This window comes from Candidatus Moraniibacteriota bacterium (genome assembly GCA_026396275.1).
GTDB lineage: Bacteria > Patescibacteriota > Minisyncoccia > Moranbacterales > JAPLXC01 > JAPLXC01.
The window spans coordinates 57143-78347 of record JAPLXC010000005.1 but is presented as its reverse complement, the minus strand read 5'-3'; the positions used below and the strand labels follow the sequence as shown (position 1 = coordinate 78347).

The following is a 21205-nucleotide window of genomic DNA, read 5'->3' as shown; positions in this document are numbered from 1 at the left end:
GTAACATCAACCGGAACCTGGGACGGAACCTCGGCTGTCAACCGCGGACTTTATGTAAATGCCACTGGAGGAACAACTAATTATTCGGCTATATTTGAGGGCGGCAATGTGGGAATCGGAACGACGAGCCCAAGTCAAAAACTCCATGTAGTAAATAACAGTGGTAATGCGATTTGGGGTGAGGGTTCATCCACTGGAGTTTATGGAAGTACCACATCTTGGGCTGGAGTTCAGGGCGAAGCTAATGGAAGTGGCACACCTTTTGTTGGATATCTTACTTATGCAAGCACTAACACACCGGAAATACTGATGAGATTGGATAGGCGAAGTAGCAACACGCCTGCCGTAGGAATGGGCGGCTTTATCGGTTTCTATTCGCAGGATGCTTCAAGTAATTATGAATCAGCGGCTGATATTGGATTTTTAATGACTAATGTTACGCATGGCTCTGAGGCGAGCGACATTTTCTTCAAAACCCGTTCAGGAGGAGGAAACCCGTCTGAAAAAATGAGAATAACTGGAACTGGCTCCGTCGGCATCGGGACGACGAGCCCGAGTTATGCTTTAGATATCAAAGCCCGCTCAACCGTGGGCGATGAGACCTTCACCGGATCAGGTTTGGACGATATGGATTCGGGAGGAACATTTATTGGTTCTTCCGCTCTAAATTACCGGATCCAGATAGACGGTACTGGCACTCCGGACACTTTCAAATGGTCAGATGACGGCGGTTCTACTTGGGACGCAACCCTAGTCGCCATTACCGGATCGGCTCAAACCCTCAACAACGGAGTAACTGTCACCTTCGGAGCTACTACCGGACATACCTCGGATGACAGATGGGATTTCTCAACAACAGTTACCAATCCACTGGCTATCCAAAACGCCGCCGGAACAAGATCACTGTATGTGGGAAATGACGGATTGGTGGGGATCGGGACGACGAGTCCGGGAGCAAAGCTGGACATTACAGGCACTTCTAACGCTACCCAGTTTATTGTTAGAGCTAATGCCACGCAATCCAATAGCAATCCGCTAATCAAAGCATTTGATAGTTCGGGCAATGAGTTATTAAGAATACACTCTGATAATAGTTATAACCTTTTCTTTGGAAAGGGTGCTGGAAATGCAAATAACATATCGGGCGTGGGAACAGAAGGATTGGATAATAGTTTTTTCGGTGGGCAAGCAGGACAAAGCAATACGACGGGTCAGGCAAATACTGCTTTCGGCTCGGCAGCATTAAGGGATAATACAACGGGTTATGGTAATACGGCATTTGGTCGTTCTGTTCTCATAGGATTAAATGGAGGAAATTCTAACACTGTTTTTGGAGCCGGAGCGGGGGGTTCTCTGACGACTGGCTCCGGGAATATCTTAATTGGGGAGAATGTTGATGCTCCAACAGCAACTACCGATAATTTCCTTAATATCGGAAATACTATTTACGGTAATTTAAGCACTGGAAAAGTCGGCATTGGGACGGCTTCATTTGGAACTAATAATAAATTTTTAGTCAATCCATATAACACGGTGGATAATCTGGCAACTGCTCAAATTTCCACTACTGTTGCCACCAATAAAGGGCTAGTTATTCAAGGTTTCACTTCTCAATCCGCTAACCTCCAAGAATGGCAGAGCAGTGTGGGAACAGCTGTGTCATATATAAACGCCGCCGGGGACTTTGTGCATGGGAACTTTACGCTTGGCACGAATAGTATAAGCATGAGTGGTTACCCGACTTATTTCCAATGGGGCAATGGGCAGAAACTGGAAGACAACGGCGGTGGAGGATTAAGAATGTCTTCTTTGTATGCTTTAGACATAGAAGCCGATACCGACAATGACGGTACAAACGGGATAGCCGGTAATAGTTATATAAACTTTAAAACCAGAAGCACTTCCCGTTTATTCGTAGATAATAACGGCTACATCGGCATCGGTAATACAAGTCCATCCCAGGGTTTAGAAGTTGGCTCAACAACAAATGGATTAAATGCCAAAATAACTGCCGCCATAGGCGTAACAAATTTAATTACCAATGGAACATTTGTTTCCGATTTATCAAGCTGGACTCCTAGCGGAGGATGGGCTTGGTCGGCTGGAACCGCTAAAAATGACGGTACTGGTGGTTATTTAACGCAACAATTTTCTAAAACAGTAGGCAAGCAATATAAAATAACTTTTGATGTTGTCGGAGGAACAGCTGGTAAGTTGTATATCGGTCAAGGTGCTAATACTTTTGAAAAAGACCCTGGCAGTGCTTCTTATACTGAACAATTCAAAGCATTAACAGACCAAGAACTCTATTTTTATAGTCAGGGTTTTGACGGAGCAGTTGACAATGTTGTTATTTATGAATTAACTAATGGCAATCTTGCAGTTGATGGAGATATTACTCTTTCCGGTTCTATAACTGGCAATTCGGCGACCATTGGAATGGTTCCCGCAACTAACGGTAATTTTGGTTTTGGGACTTATTATGCCAGGGACAAGGTTACGGTCAACGGAAATATCAGGACTCAAGGCGGTTCTATATTTCTGGGTGGGGATGATGAGGTCACCGGAATCGGCACAGTAACTTCAACCGGCCAATTAAAAATATTTGATTATCAGATTATTCGTTTCGGTTTTATGTCATCGGGAAGTTTTGATGAGAAGTTTACTATGACACCAACTGGTCTTGGCATCGGAACCACCTCCCCTTCCAACAAACTCCACGTTCAGGGCACCGACACGGGGTCAGCCGGCATCTATCTTAACGATGCCACGCCGGGAACCACGACTACCACGCTCTACAATGACGGCGGAGATCTCTACTGGGGAACAACCAACCTTTCTTCCAGCGGGACATCTCTCTGGGAAACGGGGGCTTACGGCACCTATGAAGACGACGATGACGTGATTGTCGGAACTGCTGGAGATGAGACCCTTGCCAACACCGGATTTGTCTTAGGCGGCGATGATCTCTTTGTGGCCGGCATGGCCGGAGTGGAAGGAAACATCTATACCGACGGCTCCTTTATCGCCGGATCAACTACCACCTACGGTAACGGATCAATCACCCTTTCCACTGGCACCGACCTCAATATTGATTCCAATACATTATATATAGATAACGCTAATAATAGAATCGGCATTGGCACCTCTTCTCCTTCCGAGCAATTAGCCATTCGTTCCAACAGCTACTTTGACACCGTTTATTTTTACAACGGCAGCTCCTACACCGACGATACTACCGAATCCAGAACCTCCGGAGGAACCGCCTTCTGGGTCTTGTCGAGCACTAGCCATTATTTTTACACCGGCAAGGATTCCACCTTCACCACTATTTACCTTGATTTTGCTGTTGCCGGAGCCGGCGTAACCCGTTCCGTCCAGTACTGGAACGGAAGCACCTGGACGGCTCTCACTCATACTGACGGAACCAGCAATCTTTCCACTGACGGAGCCATCACTTTCACCGCTCCCGGCGACTGGGCCCAGACAGCCGTCAATGGCACCACCCGCTACTGGGTGAGAATCTCCACTACTTCTATGCCAACTGCTGGTATTACTGCTTATTTTACTGTTCCTGATTCCACCACTCGTTTGGGGATTTATGAATACGGCGACTCAAGCCCGGCTTTTTCCATCGGTAAAAACTGGAACTTGAACATTCCGACCGGCGCCACTTATCAGATGGCTGGAACCAACGTTTTGAGAATCAGCGGAGCGGTCTCCAGCTTTTTTGCGGGACCGAACGCAGGAAGGGTCAATACTGAATCCGGCACCCAAAATGTTTTTGTAGGAGTAGACGCCGGTTATACTAACACTTCCGGGACCGATAATGTCTTTGTCGGGCGGTCGGCCGGGTACAACAACACGACCGGCGCTGCTAATGTCTTCGTTGGCTGGCAGGCCGGCTTTACTAACAGTAACGCGACCGGCAGCACGTATGTCGGAGATTATGCCGGCCAGAGCTCTAACGCGGTTGATAACACCATGGTCGGCAAATGGGCGGGCCAGTCAAACACCAACGGCGGTTACAACACCTATCTGGGATCACAAGCCGGTCGCAATGGCACCAGTAACATCAACTACAGCACCATCATTGGGTACGCCGCGGGAAATTCCAACACCGGTTCTATGAATTTGATGGTGGGAGCTCAAGCCGGCATGTCCAACACCGGAAGCTACAATGTCTTTCTTGGGAATAGTGCCGGTACTTCCACTACGGGAAGCTACAATGCATTTCTCGGATACCAGGCCGGTCAAGCAAACACCGGTGGCGACTACGGCACTTTTCTCGGTTATCAAGCCGGTATCACGAATACCAGCGGCGACTACAACACTTTTATTGGTTATAGAGCCGGAAACAACAACTCTACCGGTGCTAGCAATGTATTTTTGGGCTACCAGGCCGGCTTTAGCGAAACAGGAAGCAATAAGCTTTATATTGCCAATACCAACACTGCTGCACCCCTTATTCTCGGTGACTTTAACGCTTCAGTCGGGTCGGGCTTAACTGCTAGTATCACGGGTATAACCATTAATGCCAATGGCACATCTTCTACTGCCTCTCTTACTAAAACCGGACTGGACATTGAAGCTACCGGAACCTGGAACGGAACCTCGGCTGTCAACCGAGCTCTCTATGCCACCGCTACGGGAGGCACGAATAATTACGCGGCGATTTTTGATCAGGGCTCCGTCGGCATCGGGACGACGAGTCCGGGAACTAAGATGGAAGTGGTAACTGTAAGTAGCGGCGACGGCATCAGAATTAAAAACGGCGGAGTGTCTGTATTGTCCCTATATTCAACTTACGCTGATTCTTCTAACAGAAATTGGGGAATAATGACAAGTTATGATAATTTTGGAGATTTCGCGCTCCGAGGGTCTAATGCTCAAAATGGAGACCCCTTTGGTGCTGGAACAACGATGTTTGTTATAAATAAAAACGGCTCCGTCGGCATCGGGACGACTGCGCCGGGAGCAAAACTGGATGTTCTTTATGGCGAATCCGCTACCACCGCCGGATCCTACTATGGAATGCGCTCTGATACCAACTCAACCGGCATTTTCACCACCGGCACCACCTATATGTATGGAATGTACGGCGATGCCGCTTCTACCGGCGTTTCTACTGGAGGAACGGTCAACACCTACGGCGGCTACTTCACCGCCACTGGCGAAAACACTGGCGCCGCCACTACCAACGCCTACGGCCTCTATGTCAACGGCGCCACTGGCGCGGACAACAACTACTCCGCGGTGTTCATGAACGGCTCCGTCGGCATCGGGACGACCGGACCAAGCGAGAAATTAGAAGTGAGCGGTAATGTTTTGCTTAGCGGTGGCAGCGACAGAACAATTTCTGTGGGAGGATCAGGAACTTATGATTTAACTATTCAGGGAAGTGCATATGGCGCAACAGGTCCGGGAGGGGATATAAATATAATAGGCGGATCAGGATTATCCGGGGGCGATATATATATTAACGGCGGCAATGGAGGTACTGGCGTAGGAGACGTAATTCTTGCCAATGATAGGGGCAACGTCGGCATCGGGACGGCGAGTCCCTCCGCTAAACTGGACCTCCTTTACGGCGAATCCGCTACCACCGCCGGAACCTACCGTGGAATACGTTCTGACATTAACTCAACAGGTGTCTTCACTACCGGTTTTCCTACTATAGTTGGAGTGTACGGCGACGCCTCCGCGACTGGTGTCTCCACCGGTGGAACGGTACGTACAGTCGGCGGCTACTTCGTCGCCGCCGGCGAAAACACGGGAGCCGCCACCACTAGAGCTTATGGAATCTATGTTGATGGAGCCTCTGGTGCGGACAGCAACTATAGCGCGGCATTTTTAAACGGAAATGTTGGCATCGGGACAAACGCTCCGGGATATTTGTTGACCGTTGAAGGTGAGCCGGGCGCCGCCGGTTATACCCACTTCACCAGCTATTCCGATGCCAGATTGAAAGAAAATGTGGTTGTTTTGGGCGAGGGTTATTTGGACAAGATAATGCAATTAAAACCGTCTACGTTCAACTATAATTCTCTTACCGGCTATGATGAAGCCACCCGCCAGAGAAGAATTACGGGCTTCATTGCCCAGGAACTCCAGACAGTGTTTCCTGAAATGGTCGGGCATACAGAAATAAACGGAACTGATTATCTGGACACAAATCTTTCCGCACTGCCGCTCTATATCGTCAAAGCCATGCAGGAACAGCAAGTCCAAATCGGCGATCTTGATACCGAAGACCAGCGGATATCAACCAATGTGGAAACGCTGGCTCTCAAGACGGACGAAAGCGTCACTAATCTGGCAGAACTGCAGACCTCGGTGGACGAGCAGCTGGCGATTATCGGAGAGCAACTGACAACTAACAACCAACAACTCACAACTTTGAATTCTCGGGTTTCAAATCTTGAAGCAGGAATTATGGATCAGGAATCAAGAATAGTCACTCTGGAAAATCTTGTTGCCACGCTCCAAACCCAAATTGACGAGTTGAAGGCGCTCACTAACCAGGAATTAAACGTCGCCCAAATCGAAGCTAATAAAAACGATATTGATTATCTCAAATTACTGCTGGGCATTGACCGGACGACCAATCCGGGTGATGTGAACATTCTTGGAAAAGTTGAAGCCGAAGGAGTGGTGGCCGGAGCATTTACCGTCAAAGTTTCCGACGAAGAAAAGAAAACCATCGGTTCAAATTACATTCAGGCGATAGAAAAAGATGCGGACGGCGACGGCAAAGATGATGTAACCGGCTCGGACGGAAAAAGTTATGCCGTTAAAACCAAAGCGGTGAGCGAAACCTGCAAGATTTTCACCAGCTTTGAGGACAATCCCAACGGCTATAATTGGGTGGAGAAAGTGAAAAACGACGACGGCGAATATATCGGTTTCAAAATGGTACTAAGCGATCCGGTAGCCAAGGACATCTACTTCAACTGGTGGATAGTGGAATCAGCCGAGCTCGGATCGGGAAATTAGTATTTGGAGGTTCAACCTCCAAACAGGAAAGGCAAAAATATGACAAAAAATAAAATAATCATCATCGCGCTTGTTTTAGCCGCTCTTCTGGTCGCTATTTTTCTTGTTGTCGGTGGGAAAATGGAAGATGTGTTGAGAAAGAAAGATGCTAAAAATCAGGAAGTAATTAATAAAACGGAATTGGATAAGGATAAAGCCGAGATATATGAAGCGCTGGTTGAAGTGAAGGGCGGGGAAGCCGGCGATGTGATAGCCGTGCTACCGGCCGGGCACGAATGGAGCGAAACGGAAGAGACGAGTTACCTGATTTTGAAAATCAAACTCACCCTTGAAGACGCGGCGAAACTCACCAAGCCGGAAACGAAACCCTCCTCCGCTGAAGCTTCGGCGGGCAAGGGAAATAAAAACGAAAGAGAAATGAGGCCGCCAACGGAAACAATCCGCGCGCGGGCTTACCGGCTTAAGATTGAAACTCTGAACTTTAATCCGGATGAAATCTGGAAAGGCCAACCGTACGCGGATAAGATTTTTGATAAAGATTTAATTCAGAAGAAGTGATGAACGAATATCAACGAATTTATGACGAATTTTCACAAATCACGAATGATACGAATAAGATTTTAGAGAAGGAACTTTGCTATAAAATACAGGGTTGCATTTATAATGTTTCCAATAAATACGGCAGAGGATTAAAGGAAAATATTTATCAAAAGGCTTTGGCGGAGGAGTTTGCTAAAAACAATCTAACATTCAATGAACAAAAAAGAATTAACATCTTCTCATTCGACACCGGCAAGAAATTAGGAACTTATATTCCAGATTTTTTGGTTGAAAATAAAGTTATTATAGAAATAAAAGCCAGTAATTTTACGATGAAACAAGACATTGAACAACAGAGATCATATTTAAGGATAAGTGAGTATGAAATAGGCTATTTAGTAAATTTCTGTACGCCTAAATTGGAAATGAAGAGATCCATCTACACCAACGATAAGAAACCCTTTATAAGACGAATTAACACAAATATAAAAACGAATCAAGACGAATCACGAATTCGTGCTTCATAAAAATTAGTGATTCGTGAAAATTCGTTTCTCATTCGTGTAAATTCGTTCAAGCAATATGCGTTATTGGAAGCTTACAATTTATCTCCTTGCTTTCTGCCTGGCACTCGCCTTCTCTCACTGGGCAAAAGCCGTTTACCCCGTAGCTGGCCGACGAAAGTTTTTACTTCCCGGCATTCTGTTTGCTTTGCCATTATTTCTGGTCGTTCTATTCTTTTGTGCCAAGCCGGCGTACGGGGCCACCGAATTCGTCGCCACCGTGATGCAGTCCGGCGGGGATTACAGCACTCTCAATACATGGGAGAACGCCATTGACTGTGATTTAACCGTCGCTACCACGAAAGTTGTCGCAGGCGCGCTTACTAGAGGCTCATTCGCTGATGGGGTAGCGGTAACTCAAACAGCTTCTGGCGCGGCAGCCGTTATGCTTCACGATACCGCCACCCAGATATTATTGATTTCCATCACCGGTACGCCAAACGCTACCAATACCTGGTATCCCACTGCTGATGGCAGTGACGCAACTAACGCTTTTACGCCCACTGACGCCGGAGATTCTGCCATTGCAGTTGCTCAAATAGACGGCGCCTGGACTTCGGCTGACGCCACGGCTGTTACCATAGACGGCTGGACAACCAATTCGTCAAACTACATCAAAATCTACACCACCACTGCTGCCAGGCACGATGGGAAGTGGAATGAGGGGAAATATAGACTTGAGTTAGACCCTGGCTGGAGTGGGACTGTATTAACAAGTACCACTGCCAATTATATAACTATCACAGGAATCCAGATTAGTAATACGGGCGGGGGATCTTCAAGCCTTGATTTATCCTTAGGAGGTACTAATGCTTTATTTGACAGAGGCATACTTGCCGCAAGTCCTGGCGGTGGGGCATGGCTCCAGTCAACATCAGAGATAAGAAATACAATTGTGTATGATGCTTCTTATGATGGAATAGTGCTGGCAGGAAATGGTTCTTTAGCTCGTAATTGTACTGTTGGATATAATGGTCGCTATGGTATAGATGCTTATTATGTAAGTGTTACTGCAACGAACTGTTTATGCAGAAATAATACTGGCGGCGATTTTATTATGGGAGGTTCTTACATATTCACCGTTACCTATTCTGCCAGCGGAGATGCTACAGCAGACGATTGGGACGGGGCAGGTAATAAAATCAGCCAGACATTTTCAATGGTTGCTCCTACTGGTTCACCAAGGGACTTTCATCTCAATTCAGATGATGCAGGGGCCAGGAATTATGGGATTGACCTTTCGGCTACATTTACAGACGACATAGATGGAGAAACCAGACCGACAGGAGCAGGTACCTGGGACATCGGGGCGGATGAGTATGTACCTTTAGATGTAAAAGATGTAAGAATCCGAGGCAACGTAAAATTCAGAGGCGATGTGAAGTTTAGATAGTAAACCTTCCCGTTTGGAGGTTCAACCTCCAAATGGTATAATTTGACTGCTATGAGCACAAGAAAAATTCCATTGGAAACAAATGAATATTACCATATTTATAACAGGGGAGTAGACAAGCGCCAAACTTTCATGAACTGGAAAGATTACCAGCGCTTTTTTCAAAGTATGGATCTTTTTAACACGGTCAATCCCATTGGCAGCATTTATGAGAAACTTTTTTCCGAAAACAGATTTGGAGGTTCAACCTCCAAAAATAAGAAAAAGAATAGATTAATTGATCTTATCTGCTATTGCCTCAATCCCAATCATTATCATTTTGTTTTAAAGCAGATTGCCGACAAAGGAATTGAAAAGTTCATGCACCGGCTGTCTACAGGATACACTGGTTATTTTAACAAGAAGCACAAAAGAAGCGGGGTTCTTTTTCAGGGAAGATACAAAGCCGTTCATATTGATACCAACGAACAATTACTGCACGTGAGCGTTTATGTGAACTTGAATAATAGAACTCACCAATTTGGAGGTTCAACCTCCAAGTTGGAAAAACCCATGTTTTTATCCAGCTGGGATGAATATGTCGGAAAAACTAAGTTTATTTTCTGCCAAAAAGATGATGTTTTTGGACAGTTCAAAAGTAAAAGCGAATATAGAGAATTCGCTGAACAGACACTCCCGAGTATTTTAGAAAGAAAGGAATTATTAAAAGAATTTGAAGAATAACATTTTTGTGTAGGTTGTTTTTGGAGGTTCAACCTCCAAAAAACTCCAAAAGCTCCAGAATTTTATAAAAGCGATTTACCGGGCAAAAAACAATATCAACTAATATCAACCAGTATCAATTAATATCTATTAGTATCAACAAATATCGGTTATCTTATCTACTTGCCAGTCATTGGATTTTGCCCTAAAATTAAATAAGATTTAATAATTATCACTTGTACTGAACTAGGAGAATCAGTGCTACAAAAAACACTATGGAAATCAGAAGAGGCCTCGAGTTTTTCGCCCCTTCATCCGGAGCGAAAAAAGAATCAGCCCCGCTAACGGGGAAAGAAGAAGAAATAAAACCAAAACCGAAAAAAATCGCCAAAATTTTTGACGTGGCGATTACTGTGAGTTTGGCCGCCATTTTTCTGGGCCTGCCGATTTTTTTCACGGGTCTCACTTTCCAAGGACTGGCCTTTGAAAAGCAGATCTATTTCTTCTGCTGGCTGCTGGTAGCGCTCGTCGCCTGGGTGTCGCGGGGAGTAGTGACGGGAGAAATGAAAATTCGCCGTACGCCGTTAGACATTCCCATTCTTGTTTTTTTGGCAATTTATATTCTGGCGACTATTTTTTCCGTTGACCGCTGGCACAGCTTCTTCGGATTTTTTGGCGATCCGTCCCGGGGCCTTGTCAATATCATCGCTTTAGTCGTCGCGTATTATATTGTTTTAAGCAACTTCACCTTGTCGCGCTTGAAATGGATAATGGGAATGCTGGTGACATCCTCGTTCATCGTTTCTCTCTGGACGACTCTAGCGCTTTTTGGCATTCAGTTTCTGCCGGCGAAAATCGCCCAACTAGCTCCGCTTAGCTTGATTGGATCAGTGTCGGGACTGGCGGTATTTATTGCCTTCATGATACCGCTTCTAGTCACCGTTTTATTTAAGATAAGAACCAGCGAGGCCGTCGGAAAAATTCAAAAAAACGTAATTACCGGCGCTCTTCTTATCACCATGGCGCTTCATCTGTTTGTGCTGCTGGCTCTTTACGCTTTTGTTCCCTGGCCGGCGCTTCTTATCGGATTGGGATTCTTCCTTATCTACATCCTTTCTCAAATCGTGAGACCGGCGGAAAACTGGACTTGGCTGCCGATGGTGATATTCGTCGTGGTACTGATTATTTTGATGGTGGGCAACGTGCGGGTGGCAAAAATTAATCTTCCTATTGAAGTCGCTCCTTCCTACCAGTTTTCCTGGCAGATCGCCCGCGACGCGCTAAAAGATAAATTCGTTCTTGGTTCCGGTCCCGGAACTTATGGCTATGATTTTTCCCTCTACCGTTCGCAGGATTTCAATCGCAATATTCTCTACAATTTGCGCTTTTACCAAGGCAACGGATTAATTGCTGAAGTTATACCCGCCATGGGGGCGCTGGGAACAGTCGGGCTGGCGCTGATACTGCTGACGTTTTTGAGCGTCGTTGTTTATCTGCTGTCCCGGGAGAAAGAAAAGAACAAAGTAACTTCGCTCGGATTTGTATCCTCCGCGCTGATTATTTTAATCGCGGTGGTACTGGGAAGAATCGAAGGGACCATTCTTCTGCTCGGAGCGTTAGTTGGCATGGTAGCGCTGGGAGTGTTGTTTCTGGAAAGTGTTTTTGAAGGGAAATCCATCAATCTCTCCCTCAAGTCCTCTCCTAAATTTGCGCTCACGCTGGCTTTCGTCTTTATGGTAGTAAGCGCCGGAGTGGCCTTTGTTTTCGCTTTTATCGGCAAGATGTTTGTAGCCGATGTCTATGCGGGTTCCGCCGCCAGGCAATCCCAGATTACCGAAGAAGGGTCAGTCGCCAAGTTGGGCCAGGCGATTAATCAAAATAACCGGGAAGGAAGGTACTATACTCGCCTCGCACAGGAGTATATGGTGCTGGCTAACAACGAGATAATCAAGCCGGAAAAAGAAAGGAATCTATATTCTGTCCGCCGTTATCTTAACAATTCAATTTTGTCCGCCGTGCGAGGCAGGGATTTGATGAAAAACGATGTTTTGGCGGTGGAAATTTTGTCCCAAATCTACGAAAACGCCGGGCTTTACGTGAGCGATTCGTTTAAACTAGCTGAAGACACTTACAAGCAGGCGCAAGGACTGGAACCGCAAAACCCTAACTTTGACGTGAAATTGGGACAGATCAAAGTGGCCATGGCGGCTGCTAAGCAGGGCGATGAGAAGAAGCAGATGATCACGGAAGCCAAAGACCTGTTTCAGAAATCCATTGACAAGAAAAACGATCTGGCTCCCGGCTATTACCAGTTAGCGCTGGCGGAGGAAGCATTGGAAGGCCTTGATGAAGCTATCAGCAATATGGACAAAGCGGCTTCACTTGACCGCAATAACATCACTTATATCTTCAATCTCGGCCGGCTCTATCAGGCGCGGGGAAATAAGGAAGACGATGAGGTAGCCGAAAAACTGTTCAAAGCAGTGCTGGGAATAAACGACAAAGAAATCAACACCCACTTCTCACTTGGTCTTCTTTATGAAAAGACGCAGAGGAAGAGCGATGCTATTAGTGAATATCGAACCGTGCTGGATCTGCTCCCGGAAGGATCGCAAGACGCGAAGCAGCAGATAGAAAAGATGATTGCCAATATTGAAAGCGGAGGCACCAACATTACCAATAATCTCCGTGGAGCCAATGAGAGCCAGCCGCCTGTTCAGACGCCGGAACAATCCGCCGAACAAGCCCCTCAAGAGACCCCGGCACCCTAACAAAAAATCATAGGAGCAAAAAGGATTTAATTAGAAAATATGTCAATTGAGTCACCGGAAAATTTGTCGTCTCAATATGAAAAGGAAGTACGGATGCAAAAGGAGATAGAAAAAATTGAACTGATCAGCACGAAACTCAAGGAAAAGTACAGTCCCTATCAAGAACTGGTGGAATTTGTTGACTACCTGCGGTCAGCCGAGGAGGTTTTTATTGAAGCCAGAGTGAAAAGCTGGAGTGATGATCAGACAAAGGAGGATCTGATTAAAAAAGAAATCTATTTAATGTCACTGGAAACCGGCGTGGACGATAAGGTTTTCAGGGCGATCTATGACGACTTTCACTCTCTTTATGCCAGTATCGGCCAGGTGTATTCCGTAACTGAAAAACTGCTGGAAAAGTATAAGGACTGCAAGGAATGCCAGGAGTTTATTCACTATCTGGGAGATATTTCTCTAATCTTTCTAGAAGCGGAAAAAGAAGGACTGGCTTTGAATGAAGCCAAAGAACGGCTTTTTAAGGCCCGGATGAAGGTTTTGTCAGTTGACGGCCAGCCGGAGCTGGGAGTGTTGGAAAAGATTTATGAAGAATTCAAGAAAGAACTGAATCGGTAGGGTTTTGAAAAATTGTCACTGACTCCGAACTTCATTAAAAGTTTTTAGGATTTATAATTTTTACCCCCACATCCATAAGGGTGTAGGGGCTTACTAGACGGGAGGTGAATAAATGAATCCGGTACAAACATGGGGGGAAGCAATAACAATGTCCCTGCTTGAATTGTGGGCGAGGTTTATCAGTTTTCTTCCTGCTCTTATCGGGGCACTGCTTGTTTTCCTTTTCGGACTTATTGCAGCGGTTGCCTTGGGAAAAGCGGCTGAAAAAATTATCATGGTTCTTCGCATTGATCAAGCGCTGGATAAGATGGGGATAGGGGAAAAGTTCAAGGGAACAGGTCTTCGGATAAGCGTCTCCCGGTTTTTCGGCGAGCTGGTGAAATGGTTTTTGATTTTGGTATTTTTGATGGCGGCGACTGACATTCTTGGCCTTAGCCAAGTAACTGGCTTTCTCAATAACGTCATTCTCTATATTCCCAATCTCGTGGTAGCCACGATCATTTTGGCCATCGCCTTTTTGCTCGGTAATTTCGTCTATAACGTGGTCCGTCATAGCACCCGGGCGGCGGGAATAATGAGCGCGACGTTGCTTGCGACAATTTCCAAATGGGCGATTGTGGTTTTCGGGTTGCTGGCGGCTCTCGTTCAATTAGGAATCGCGGTCTCCTTGGTTAACACCATATTCATTGGCTTGATAGCGGCGCTGTCTCTGGCAGTAGGACTGGCTTTCGGTCTGGGTGGCAAAGACGAAGCGGCGGCGATACTTAAAAAACTGCGGGAGGAAATTTCCGAAAGAAACCAGTAGAAAAATTTAGAAATTTCAAAAACAGCTTATCTAAGCTGTTTTTGTTTGAAATTTGTTGTAATTAAGTTTGTAATACAGAGTGGACAACAAAAGGCATGAGTTATTCACAGAACTTCTGGTGTGACCTCTTGACATCCTTTTCGGGAATTGTTAATATGACAACACGTTGTCGAAAACTGACTAACTAATTATTTTTTCAAACATATAGTAAAGACAATTCGAAAAAAGCATATTGGAAAAAGAAGCGGGTAAATTCTTTATTTTTAAGTTGTTCTTGAGGAGACAGCCCGCCGAACAAGCGGTTTTTTGTTTCTCTTCAAAATCTTTGATTTTGATAAGAGAAACAAATCCCTCACCAGTTTTTATCAATATTTAATATTTTTTCAGATCAAGCCGAAGGCGCGACTGTGTATCCAGTTTTAGGAAATCACCAGAATGCTTTCGAAACTGGTGAGTGGGTGACAGGTTGATGATTAGTGTTGAAATAAGTTTGAATAATATTGTTCTAATTTATTTCCGCAGTAATCGCTCCTTGAAAACTGAATAGGTCTTAACCAACTGTCATTGGCTTGTTCGCGTTTTGCGGAAAGATGAGTCAGTGAAAAGTGGTAAGTTTTAAGTAGGTCGTAAATTAAGAAAAAGTTAGCTAAAGTTAAGTAATTGCTAACTGCTAACAAAGAGAAAGGTTTACTCATGCATATGGTGGATGCCTTGACTCGTACAAGCGATGAAGGACGTAGCAGGCTGCGATAAGCCTCGGGGAGCTGCCAAGCAAGCTTTGATCCGGGGATATCCGAATGGAGCAATCCAATCCCGCCTCGGCGGGATTAATACGCGCTGAATTCATAGGTGCGTATGGCGCACCCTGGGAATTGAAACATCTTAGTACCAGGAGGAAAAGAAAACAATAGTGATTCCCCAAGTAGTGGCGAGCGAAAGGGGAAAAGCCAAAACCGTAATTACTTTGGTGATTGCGGCGTTGCGGGATGGTAACGCTCCGAGTTTGTAACATCTTGAGATTTTTCTCAACGTGTTACATTCTGCGGAGGTAGAGTTATAAAATGTTTTTTTAATAGAACGTCTCTGGAAAGAGCGGCCATAGAAGGTAATAGCCCTGTACATAAAAAGAAAACATCTTTACGGTTATTATTCTCAAGTAGGGCGGGACCGGAGAAATCCCGTCTGAATCTGGGAGCACTAATCTTCCAAGGCTAAATATTGTGCGAGATCGATAGTGAACAAGTACCGTGAGGGAAAGGTGAAAAGTATCCCGGTGAGGGAGATGAAATAGAACCTGAAACCATATGCAAACGAAGAGTAGGAGCCCCGACGCAAGTCGGGGTGACTGCGTGCTTTTTGTAGAACGAGCCAACGAGTTAGTTTTGCGTGACTTGTATAAACTCCTTTGGAGGATATGCACAGTGAAAGCGAGCCTTAAATGGGCTTTGCCTTGTACCATTGTGGTACAAGGCGTGTCGCGCGGACTAGACCCGAAGCCAGGCGAGCTACACATGAGCAGGGTGAACCCCGAGTAAAATCGGGGGGAGGCCCGCACTCACCAGCCGTGCAAAACTGGGAGATGACTTGTGTGTAGAGGAGAAATTCCAACCGAGCTTGGCAATAGCTGGTTCTCTCCGAAATAGCTTGAGGGCTAGCGTCTCGACATTGTATCCAAGAGGTAGAGCTACTGAATGAGGACTCGCGGTTCGCCGCAGGGTTCTCAACCAAACTCCGAATTCTTGCGATATTTACCGAGGCAGTCAGAAATCCGGCGCTAAGGTCGGATCTCAAAAGGGAAACAGCCCAAATCATCATCTAAGGTCCCTAAATCCATGTTAAGTGGGAAAGGAAGTGAATTTTCTTATACATCTAGGAGGTTGGCTTAGAGGCAGCCACCCTTTAAAGAGTGCGTAACAGCTCACTAGACCAGAAGATTCGCGCCGAAAATGTAACGGGGCTAAACATGGTACCGAAGATATGGGCCAATGCTTTGCATTGGCGGTAGGAGAGCGTTCCATAAGCAGCAAAGGTTCGATGTGAGTCGGACTGGAGTTTATGGAAGTGAGAATGTTGGCATGAGTAACCACAATGCCGGTGAAAACCCGGCACACCGCAAGTCCAAGGTTTCCTGGGCAATGACGATCATCCCAGGGTTAGTCGGTCCTAAGGCGAGGCCGAAAGGCGTAGTCGATGGACAGCCGGTTAATATTCCGGCACCGCTATTAGTTTATAAATGAGGTGACGTAGTGCAGTAATTCAGGCGATTTATTGGATTAACGTCCGCGTTTTAAGAGGGCTCTGCAGGCAAATCCGCAGGGCATTACTTCAAGAAACGCGGCGAACTCTGATTTTATCAGGGGAAGCTGAACGAGCGCGCTACCAGGAAAAACCTCTATGTCGTTCGTATCACCTTTCGTGTGATACTCACTCAAATTCAAAATGCAAAAATCAAAAATCAAAATTTTGGTGTCGTTTCGCGACTGATTATTTTATATTTAAAATATAAAAAATTACGAGTGTAGCGAGTTCCTTAATTTTGCATTTTGCACTTTGATTTTTGAATTTAGCGATGTATCGCGCGAAGCGCGATACGAGCGAATCTAACAGCGTCCGTACCGAAAACCGACACAGGTGGACTGGGCGAGTAGCCCAAGGTGAACGGGAGAACCTTCGTTAAGGAACTCGGCAAAAAAACTAGACGTAAGTTCGCGAAATGTCTTTCCCGCCCTTTTGGGAATGAATTTTAAGCTTGTGAAAATAAAATTCATGAAGCCTTAAAATTTTAGTCCAAAAGGGCGGGACGCAGCGAAAGTTTACCAGGCGACTGTTTACCAAAAACACAGGTCTCTGCAAACCCGCAAGGGGAAGTATAGGGGCTGACGCCTGACCAGTGCTGGAACGTTAACGGAGCGGGTGAAAGCTTGTTCCCGAAGCGCCAGTGAACGTCGGCGATAACTATAATCGTCCTAAGGTAGCGAAATTCCTTGTCAGGTAAAGTGTCAGACATTTGCCTGAATGCCGCAGCAATGCGGCATGAGCAATCCGACTAATAACGGTGAAGCCTAAGTCCTTGAAGGATATGGTAATACCGTGGGAAGTCCTAGTGACCCCGTAACGACTCAGATTATTTATTTAATCTGGACTCACAATTATTGTGGGTAACACGTCGGCCCCCGATATAATATCGGGGTGAAGATATAGTCTATTGTTTGCGAAAGCAAAACAGCAAAAATGAAATTCTGACCCGCATCAAAGGCGTAACGACTTGGTAACTGTCTCGACGAAGGACCCGGTGAAATCGCAATGACGGTAAAGATGCCGTCGACCTACGGCAAGACGAAAAGACCCCGTGGAGCTTTACTACAACTTGGCATTGGATTAGAGTTTTAGCTGCCGAGCTTAGGTGGGAGCCGATGAAGTCCCGATTCTGGTCGGGATGGAGGCAACAGTGGAATACCACCCTGCTGAAGTTTTAGTTCTAACCCTAACCCGTTACTAATGACTAACTGATAACAAACAACTGATAACATTTCTTTTAATGTTATTTTAGTTGTGAGTTGTAAGTTGTTGGTTATTGGTACCGGGTTGGGAACAGTGCCTGGCGGGTAGTTTGACTGGGGCGGTCGCCTCCCAAAATGCAACGGAGGCGTTTACTAAGGTTGGCTAGGTCCGGATGGAAATCGGGCCGGTAGCGCAAAAGCACAAGCCAGCTTTACTGAAAGACCCATAAGTCAATCAGTCACGAAAGTGGAATTTAGTGAACCGACCATCCCTCATAGGAGGGTGGAAGATCATCAGATAAAAGTTACCCCGGGGATAACAGGCTTATTCCTCCCAAGAGTCCATATCGACGGAGGAGTTTGGCACCTCGATGTCGGCTCATCGCATCCTGGGGGTGGAGAAGCTCCCAAGGGTTTGGCTGTTCGCCAATTAAAGCGGTACGCGAGCTGGGTTCAAACCGTAAAGCAGCTTTTAGCTATTAGCTTCATTAGCTTTTTAGTTAAAGGAGATTTTACTGTTTGAACCCGAGGATATTTAATGACATCATTCATGGCGGCTTTTAACAGTAATGTTAAAAGAGAAGCTAACTAATTTCGGTAAAATCCAAAATATGTTTGGACAATACCGAGGGAATTGTAAATAATTACAAACCCGTAGAGACTAAATGTTAGCAATCCTAATTTTGTACAAAATAAAAAAGGATTAAGTTATAGTCCATACACTTAGTAATAAGTGAACAAATATGCGTGAGACAGGTTGGTCTCTATCTGCCGTAGGCGTTGTTGCTTGAGGGGAGTCTTCTCTAGTAAGAAGATTGCTACTTTTCCGCGCAAGCGGAATTGAAAATCCGACTAATAACGGTGAAGTCTTCATTTATTTTCCGGTTTGTGGGATCACAAAATGATTTGCGGTCCAGCGAATTTTGTGATATGATAAAGTTACTTGAGGACCGGATAAATAATTAAGATAATACCGTGGGAAGTCGTTCTAAAATTAATTTAGCTTATATTGCAGGTTTTCTTGATGGCGATGGAAGCTTAATGTTGCAAATAAAAAAACGAAGCGACAATGGAAAAAGCCGCTTCATGGTTACTATTTGCTTTTATCAGGATTCGCGCCACGAAAAACCCTTGTACTGGATTAGGAAAAAAATCGGCATTGGTTATATTTCCAGAAGAAATGATAGCATAACCGAACTACGAATTAATGGCTATAATAAGGCAAAAAGTATTCTCGAAAAACTAAAGCCATTTATTAAATTCAAAAAGATCCAGTGCCAAGAAATATTAAAAGCTATAAAAATTCTTAGTAAAAAGAACCTTGAAAAGAAGGATTACATTAAACTTATTAATTGCGTGATGAAAATTCAGAAAGAAAATTATGTTACTAAGAAAAAAAGAACCAAAAGAAAATTGCTAAAAATTTTAGGATTGACCCCGTAACGACTTTATCCCGCCAAGGCGGGATAGGATAGCAACGGAAAATATATGGAAATGTGTTGCTATAACACGTCGGCTCCTCGATGTCCATCGGGGATGAAGATATAGTCTACACTCTTAGAAATAAGGGAATATGTGACGAGAGGACCGAGAAGAACGAACCTCTGGTGTATCGGCTGTTCCGCCAGGAGCAACGCCGAGTAGCTATGTTCGGACGAGATAACCGCTGAAAGCATCTAAGCGGGAAGCTCACCCCAAGATTAGGCAACTGTCGTGCGCAGCACGGAATGTCAAAATCAAAAATCCAAATGACAAATCAAGCCCAAAATCCAAATGACAAAATTTTTTTGAAATTTAGCCATTTGAAATTGATTTGCCACCGCCACGGCGGGATCTCGCTTTGGCGGGAAAATTTGAGCTTTGAAATTTGAACTTCCGCGCTGTGCGCGGTATGGTTTCCTCGAAGAAGACGAGGTTGATAGGCTTCAGGTGTAAGTCCCGAGAGGGATTCAGCCAAGAAGTACTAATAAACTATTAAACCTTTCTCGTTTTTCAAGTTAGCAGTTAGCAGTTACTTAAAATAAATTTGAAGTTCAAATTTTGATCTGAACTTACAATCTTGGTGATTTTTGCGAAGTGGGTACACCCGATCCCATTCCGAACTCGGCCGTTAAGCACTTCAGCCCCGATGGTACCCCCACACCAATTTTTGGTACGTCGCTATGGTATTTTAGTTGTGAAAGCGAAGTCGCTTCACTTGCACGCGAAATATTATTGCGGTCTGTAGTTGAAATTGGTGTGGGGGGAGAGTAGGCCGTCGCCAAGATTGTGAGTTTAGTCATCGGGTCGTTGCTAGAACAATGCTTTTGGAAAACAAGCCATCTTTACCCCGCCTATGAGCGTACGCCCATAAGAGCGGGGTAAACTAGCTTGTTTTTTTGTTTTTGATTATAATAAAAATGCATCTTCAGAAGTACGCATTAAGCATTAGGCCTAAAAAATGACCCGAAACTATAAGCGACTTATTATTATCGCGGTTTACCTGGTTATCTTTTTTCTTGTTGGCCTGCTGATTTATCAAATGACAAAACCGGCTCCCACCTGCTTTGATGGGAAAAAAAATCAGAGAGAAGAGGGAACTGACTGTGGCGGGCCTTGCGCCCCTTGCAAAAAAGTTTTTATGGCGCAGCCGCTGGCAGTTGCCGAAAAAGCTTTCATTTACGGCGGGCCGGGCCGGTATGATGTAATGACGAAAATATCAAATCCCAATAGTGAGTACGGCAGCCCGGATTTTTCCTATGAATTTATTTTGAAGGATTCCTCCGGAAAAGAAATAGACAGGCGTTCCGGAAAAGGGTTTATTCTTCCGGCGGAGACGAAGTATATTATTGAGAGCAATTTAGAGGCGGTCGGTCCCCAGGAAGTGGAAGTAATAATTGCGAGCACTGAATGGGCGGAATTTTCGAACTACGAAAAGCCGCGACTCGACATTTACAACAAGCGTTATAATCTAATTTCGGGAGGAGTAGGATACAGTGAGGCCTATGGGCTGCTCCGAAACGACAGCCCTTTTGACTTTAACTTTATCAAAATAAATGTGATTTTGAGGGACTCTGGAAAAAAACCGGTGGCTTTAAATTCAACAGATATGAGGACGGTAAATTCTCGCGAACAAAGGGACTTTCGCCTGCTGTGGCCATTTAGCTTTCCAGGAGAGGTGGAAATTGTCGAAATGGAAGCCGAGGCCGACGTATATAACTCTCAAAACTTTATCAAGCAATATCTTCCGGGGGGAAAATTTCAAGAATACTAAAGAACTAAAAAACTAAAGAACTAAAAAACAAAAAATGTTCCGCGGTTCTTTAGTTTCTCTGTTCTTTTGT

The 21205-nt window shown here is 45.2% G+C and carries 9 protein-coding genes and 2 rRNA genes; all 11 read left to right on the top strand.

The window, feature by feature from the left end; translation table 11 throughout:
• Nucleotides 1-6996, top strand: a 6996-nt coding sequence (locus NT136_01705) for a tail fiber domain-containing protein (GenBank protein MCX6765657.1), incomplete at its 5' end; no start/stop codon positions are given.
• A gap of 39 nt (nucleotides 6997-7035) precedes the next feature.
• The gene (locus NT136_01700) at nucleotides 7036-7554 is read left to right on the top strand and encodes a hypothetical protein (GenBank protein MCX6765656.1); all 519 of its coding nucleotides are present in this window, start codon (nucleotides 7036-7038) and stop codon (nucleotides 7552-7554) included.
• On the top strand, nucleotides 7554-8063 hold the full coding sequence (locus NT136_01695; GenBank protein ID MCX6765655.1) for a GxxExxY protein: 510 nt from the start codon (nucleotides 7554-7556) through the stop codon (nucleotides 8061-8063). Before NT136_01700 ends, NT136_01695 begins: the two co-directional genes overlap by 1 nt.
• A 55-nt stretch (nucleotides 8064-8118) precedes the next feature.
• The gene (locus NT136_01690; GenBank protein MCX6765654.1) at nucleotides 8119-9492 is read left to right on the top strand and encodes a right-handed parallel beta-helix repeat-containing protein; all 1374 of its coding nucleotides are present in this window, start codon (nucleotides 8119-8121) and stop codon (nucleotides 9490-9492) included.
• 51 nt (nucleotides 9493-9543) lie between these two features.
• Nucleotides 9544-10215 carry a transposase gene (locus NT136_01685; GenBank protein ID MCX6765653.1) on the top strand — a complete coding sequence of 224 codons (672 nt, stop codon included), beginning with the start codon at nucleotides 9544-9546 and terminating at the stop codon, nucleotides 10213-10215.
• 254 nt (nucleotides 10216-10469) lie between these two features.
• The gene (locus NT136_01680) at nucleotides 10470-12965 is read left to right on the top strand and encodes a hypothetical protein (protein MCX6765652.1); all 2496 of its coding nucleotides are present in this window, start codon (nucleotides 10470-10472) and stop codon (nucleotides 12963-12965) included.
• Nucleotides 12966-13004: 39 nt separating this feature from the next.
• Nucleotides 13005-13577: a hypothetical protein gene (locus NT136_01675; protein ID MCX6765651.1), complete on the top strand. Its 573-nt coding sequence runs from the start codon at nucleotides 13005-13007 to the stop codon at nucleotides 13575-13577.
• 112 nt (nucleotides 13578-13689) lie between these two features.
• The gene (locus tag NT136_01670) at nucleotides 13690-14382 is read left to right on the top strand and encodes a hypothetical protein (GenBank protein MCX6765650.1); all 693 of its coding nucleotides are present in this window, start codon (nucleotides 13690-13692) and stop codon (nucleotides 14380-14382) included.
• Between the two features lie 679 nt (nucleotides 14383-15061).
• Nucleotides 15062-19870 (top strand): 23S ribosomal RNA (locus NT136_01665).
• 70 nt (nucleotides 19871-19940) lie between these two features.
• A 5S ribosomal RNA gene (rrf, locus tag NT136_01660) occupies nucleotides 19941-20048 on the top strand.
• A 274-nt stretch (nucleotides 20049-20322) separates the two neighbouring features.
• Nucleotides 20323-21135, top strand: a complete 813-nt coding sequence (locus NT136_01655; GenBank protein ID MCX6765649.1) for a hypothetical protein — start codon at nucleotides 20323-20325, stop codon at nucleotides 21133-21135.
• The last annotated feature ends 70 nt before the right edge of the window (nucleotides 21136-21205 follow it).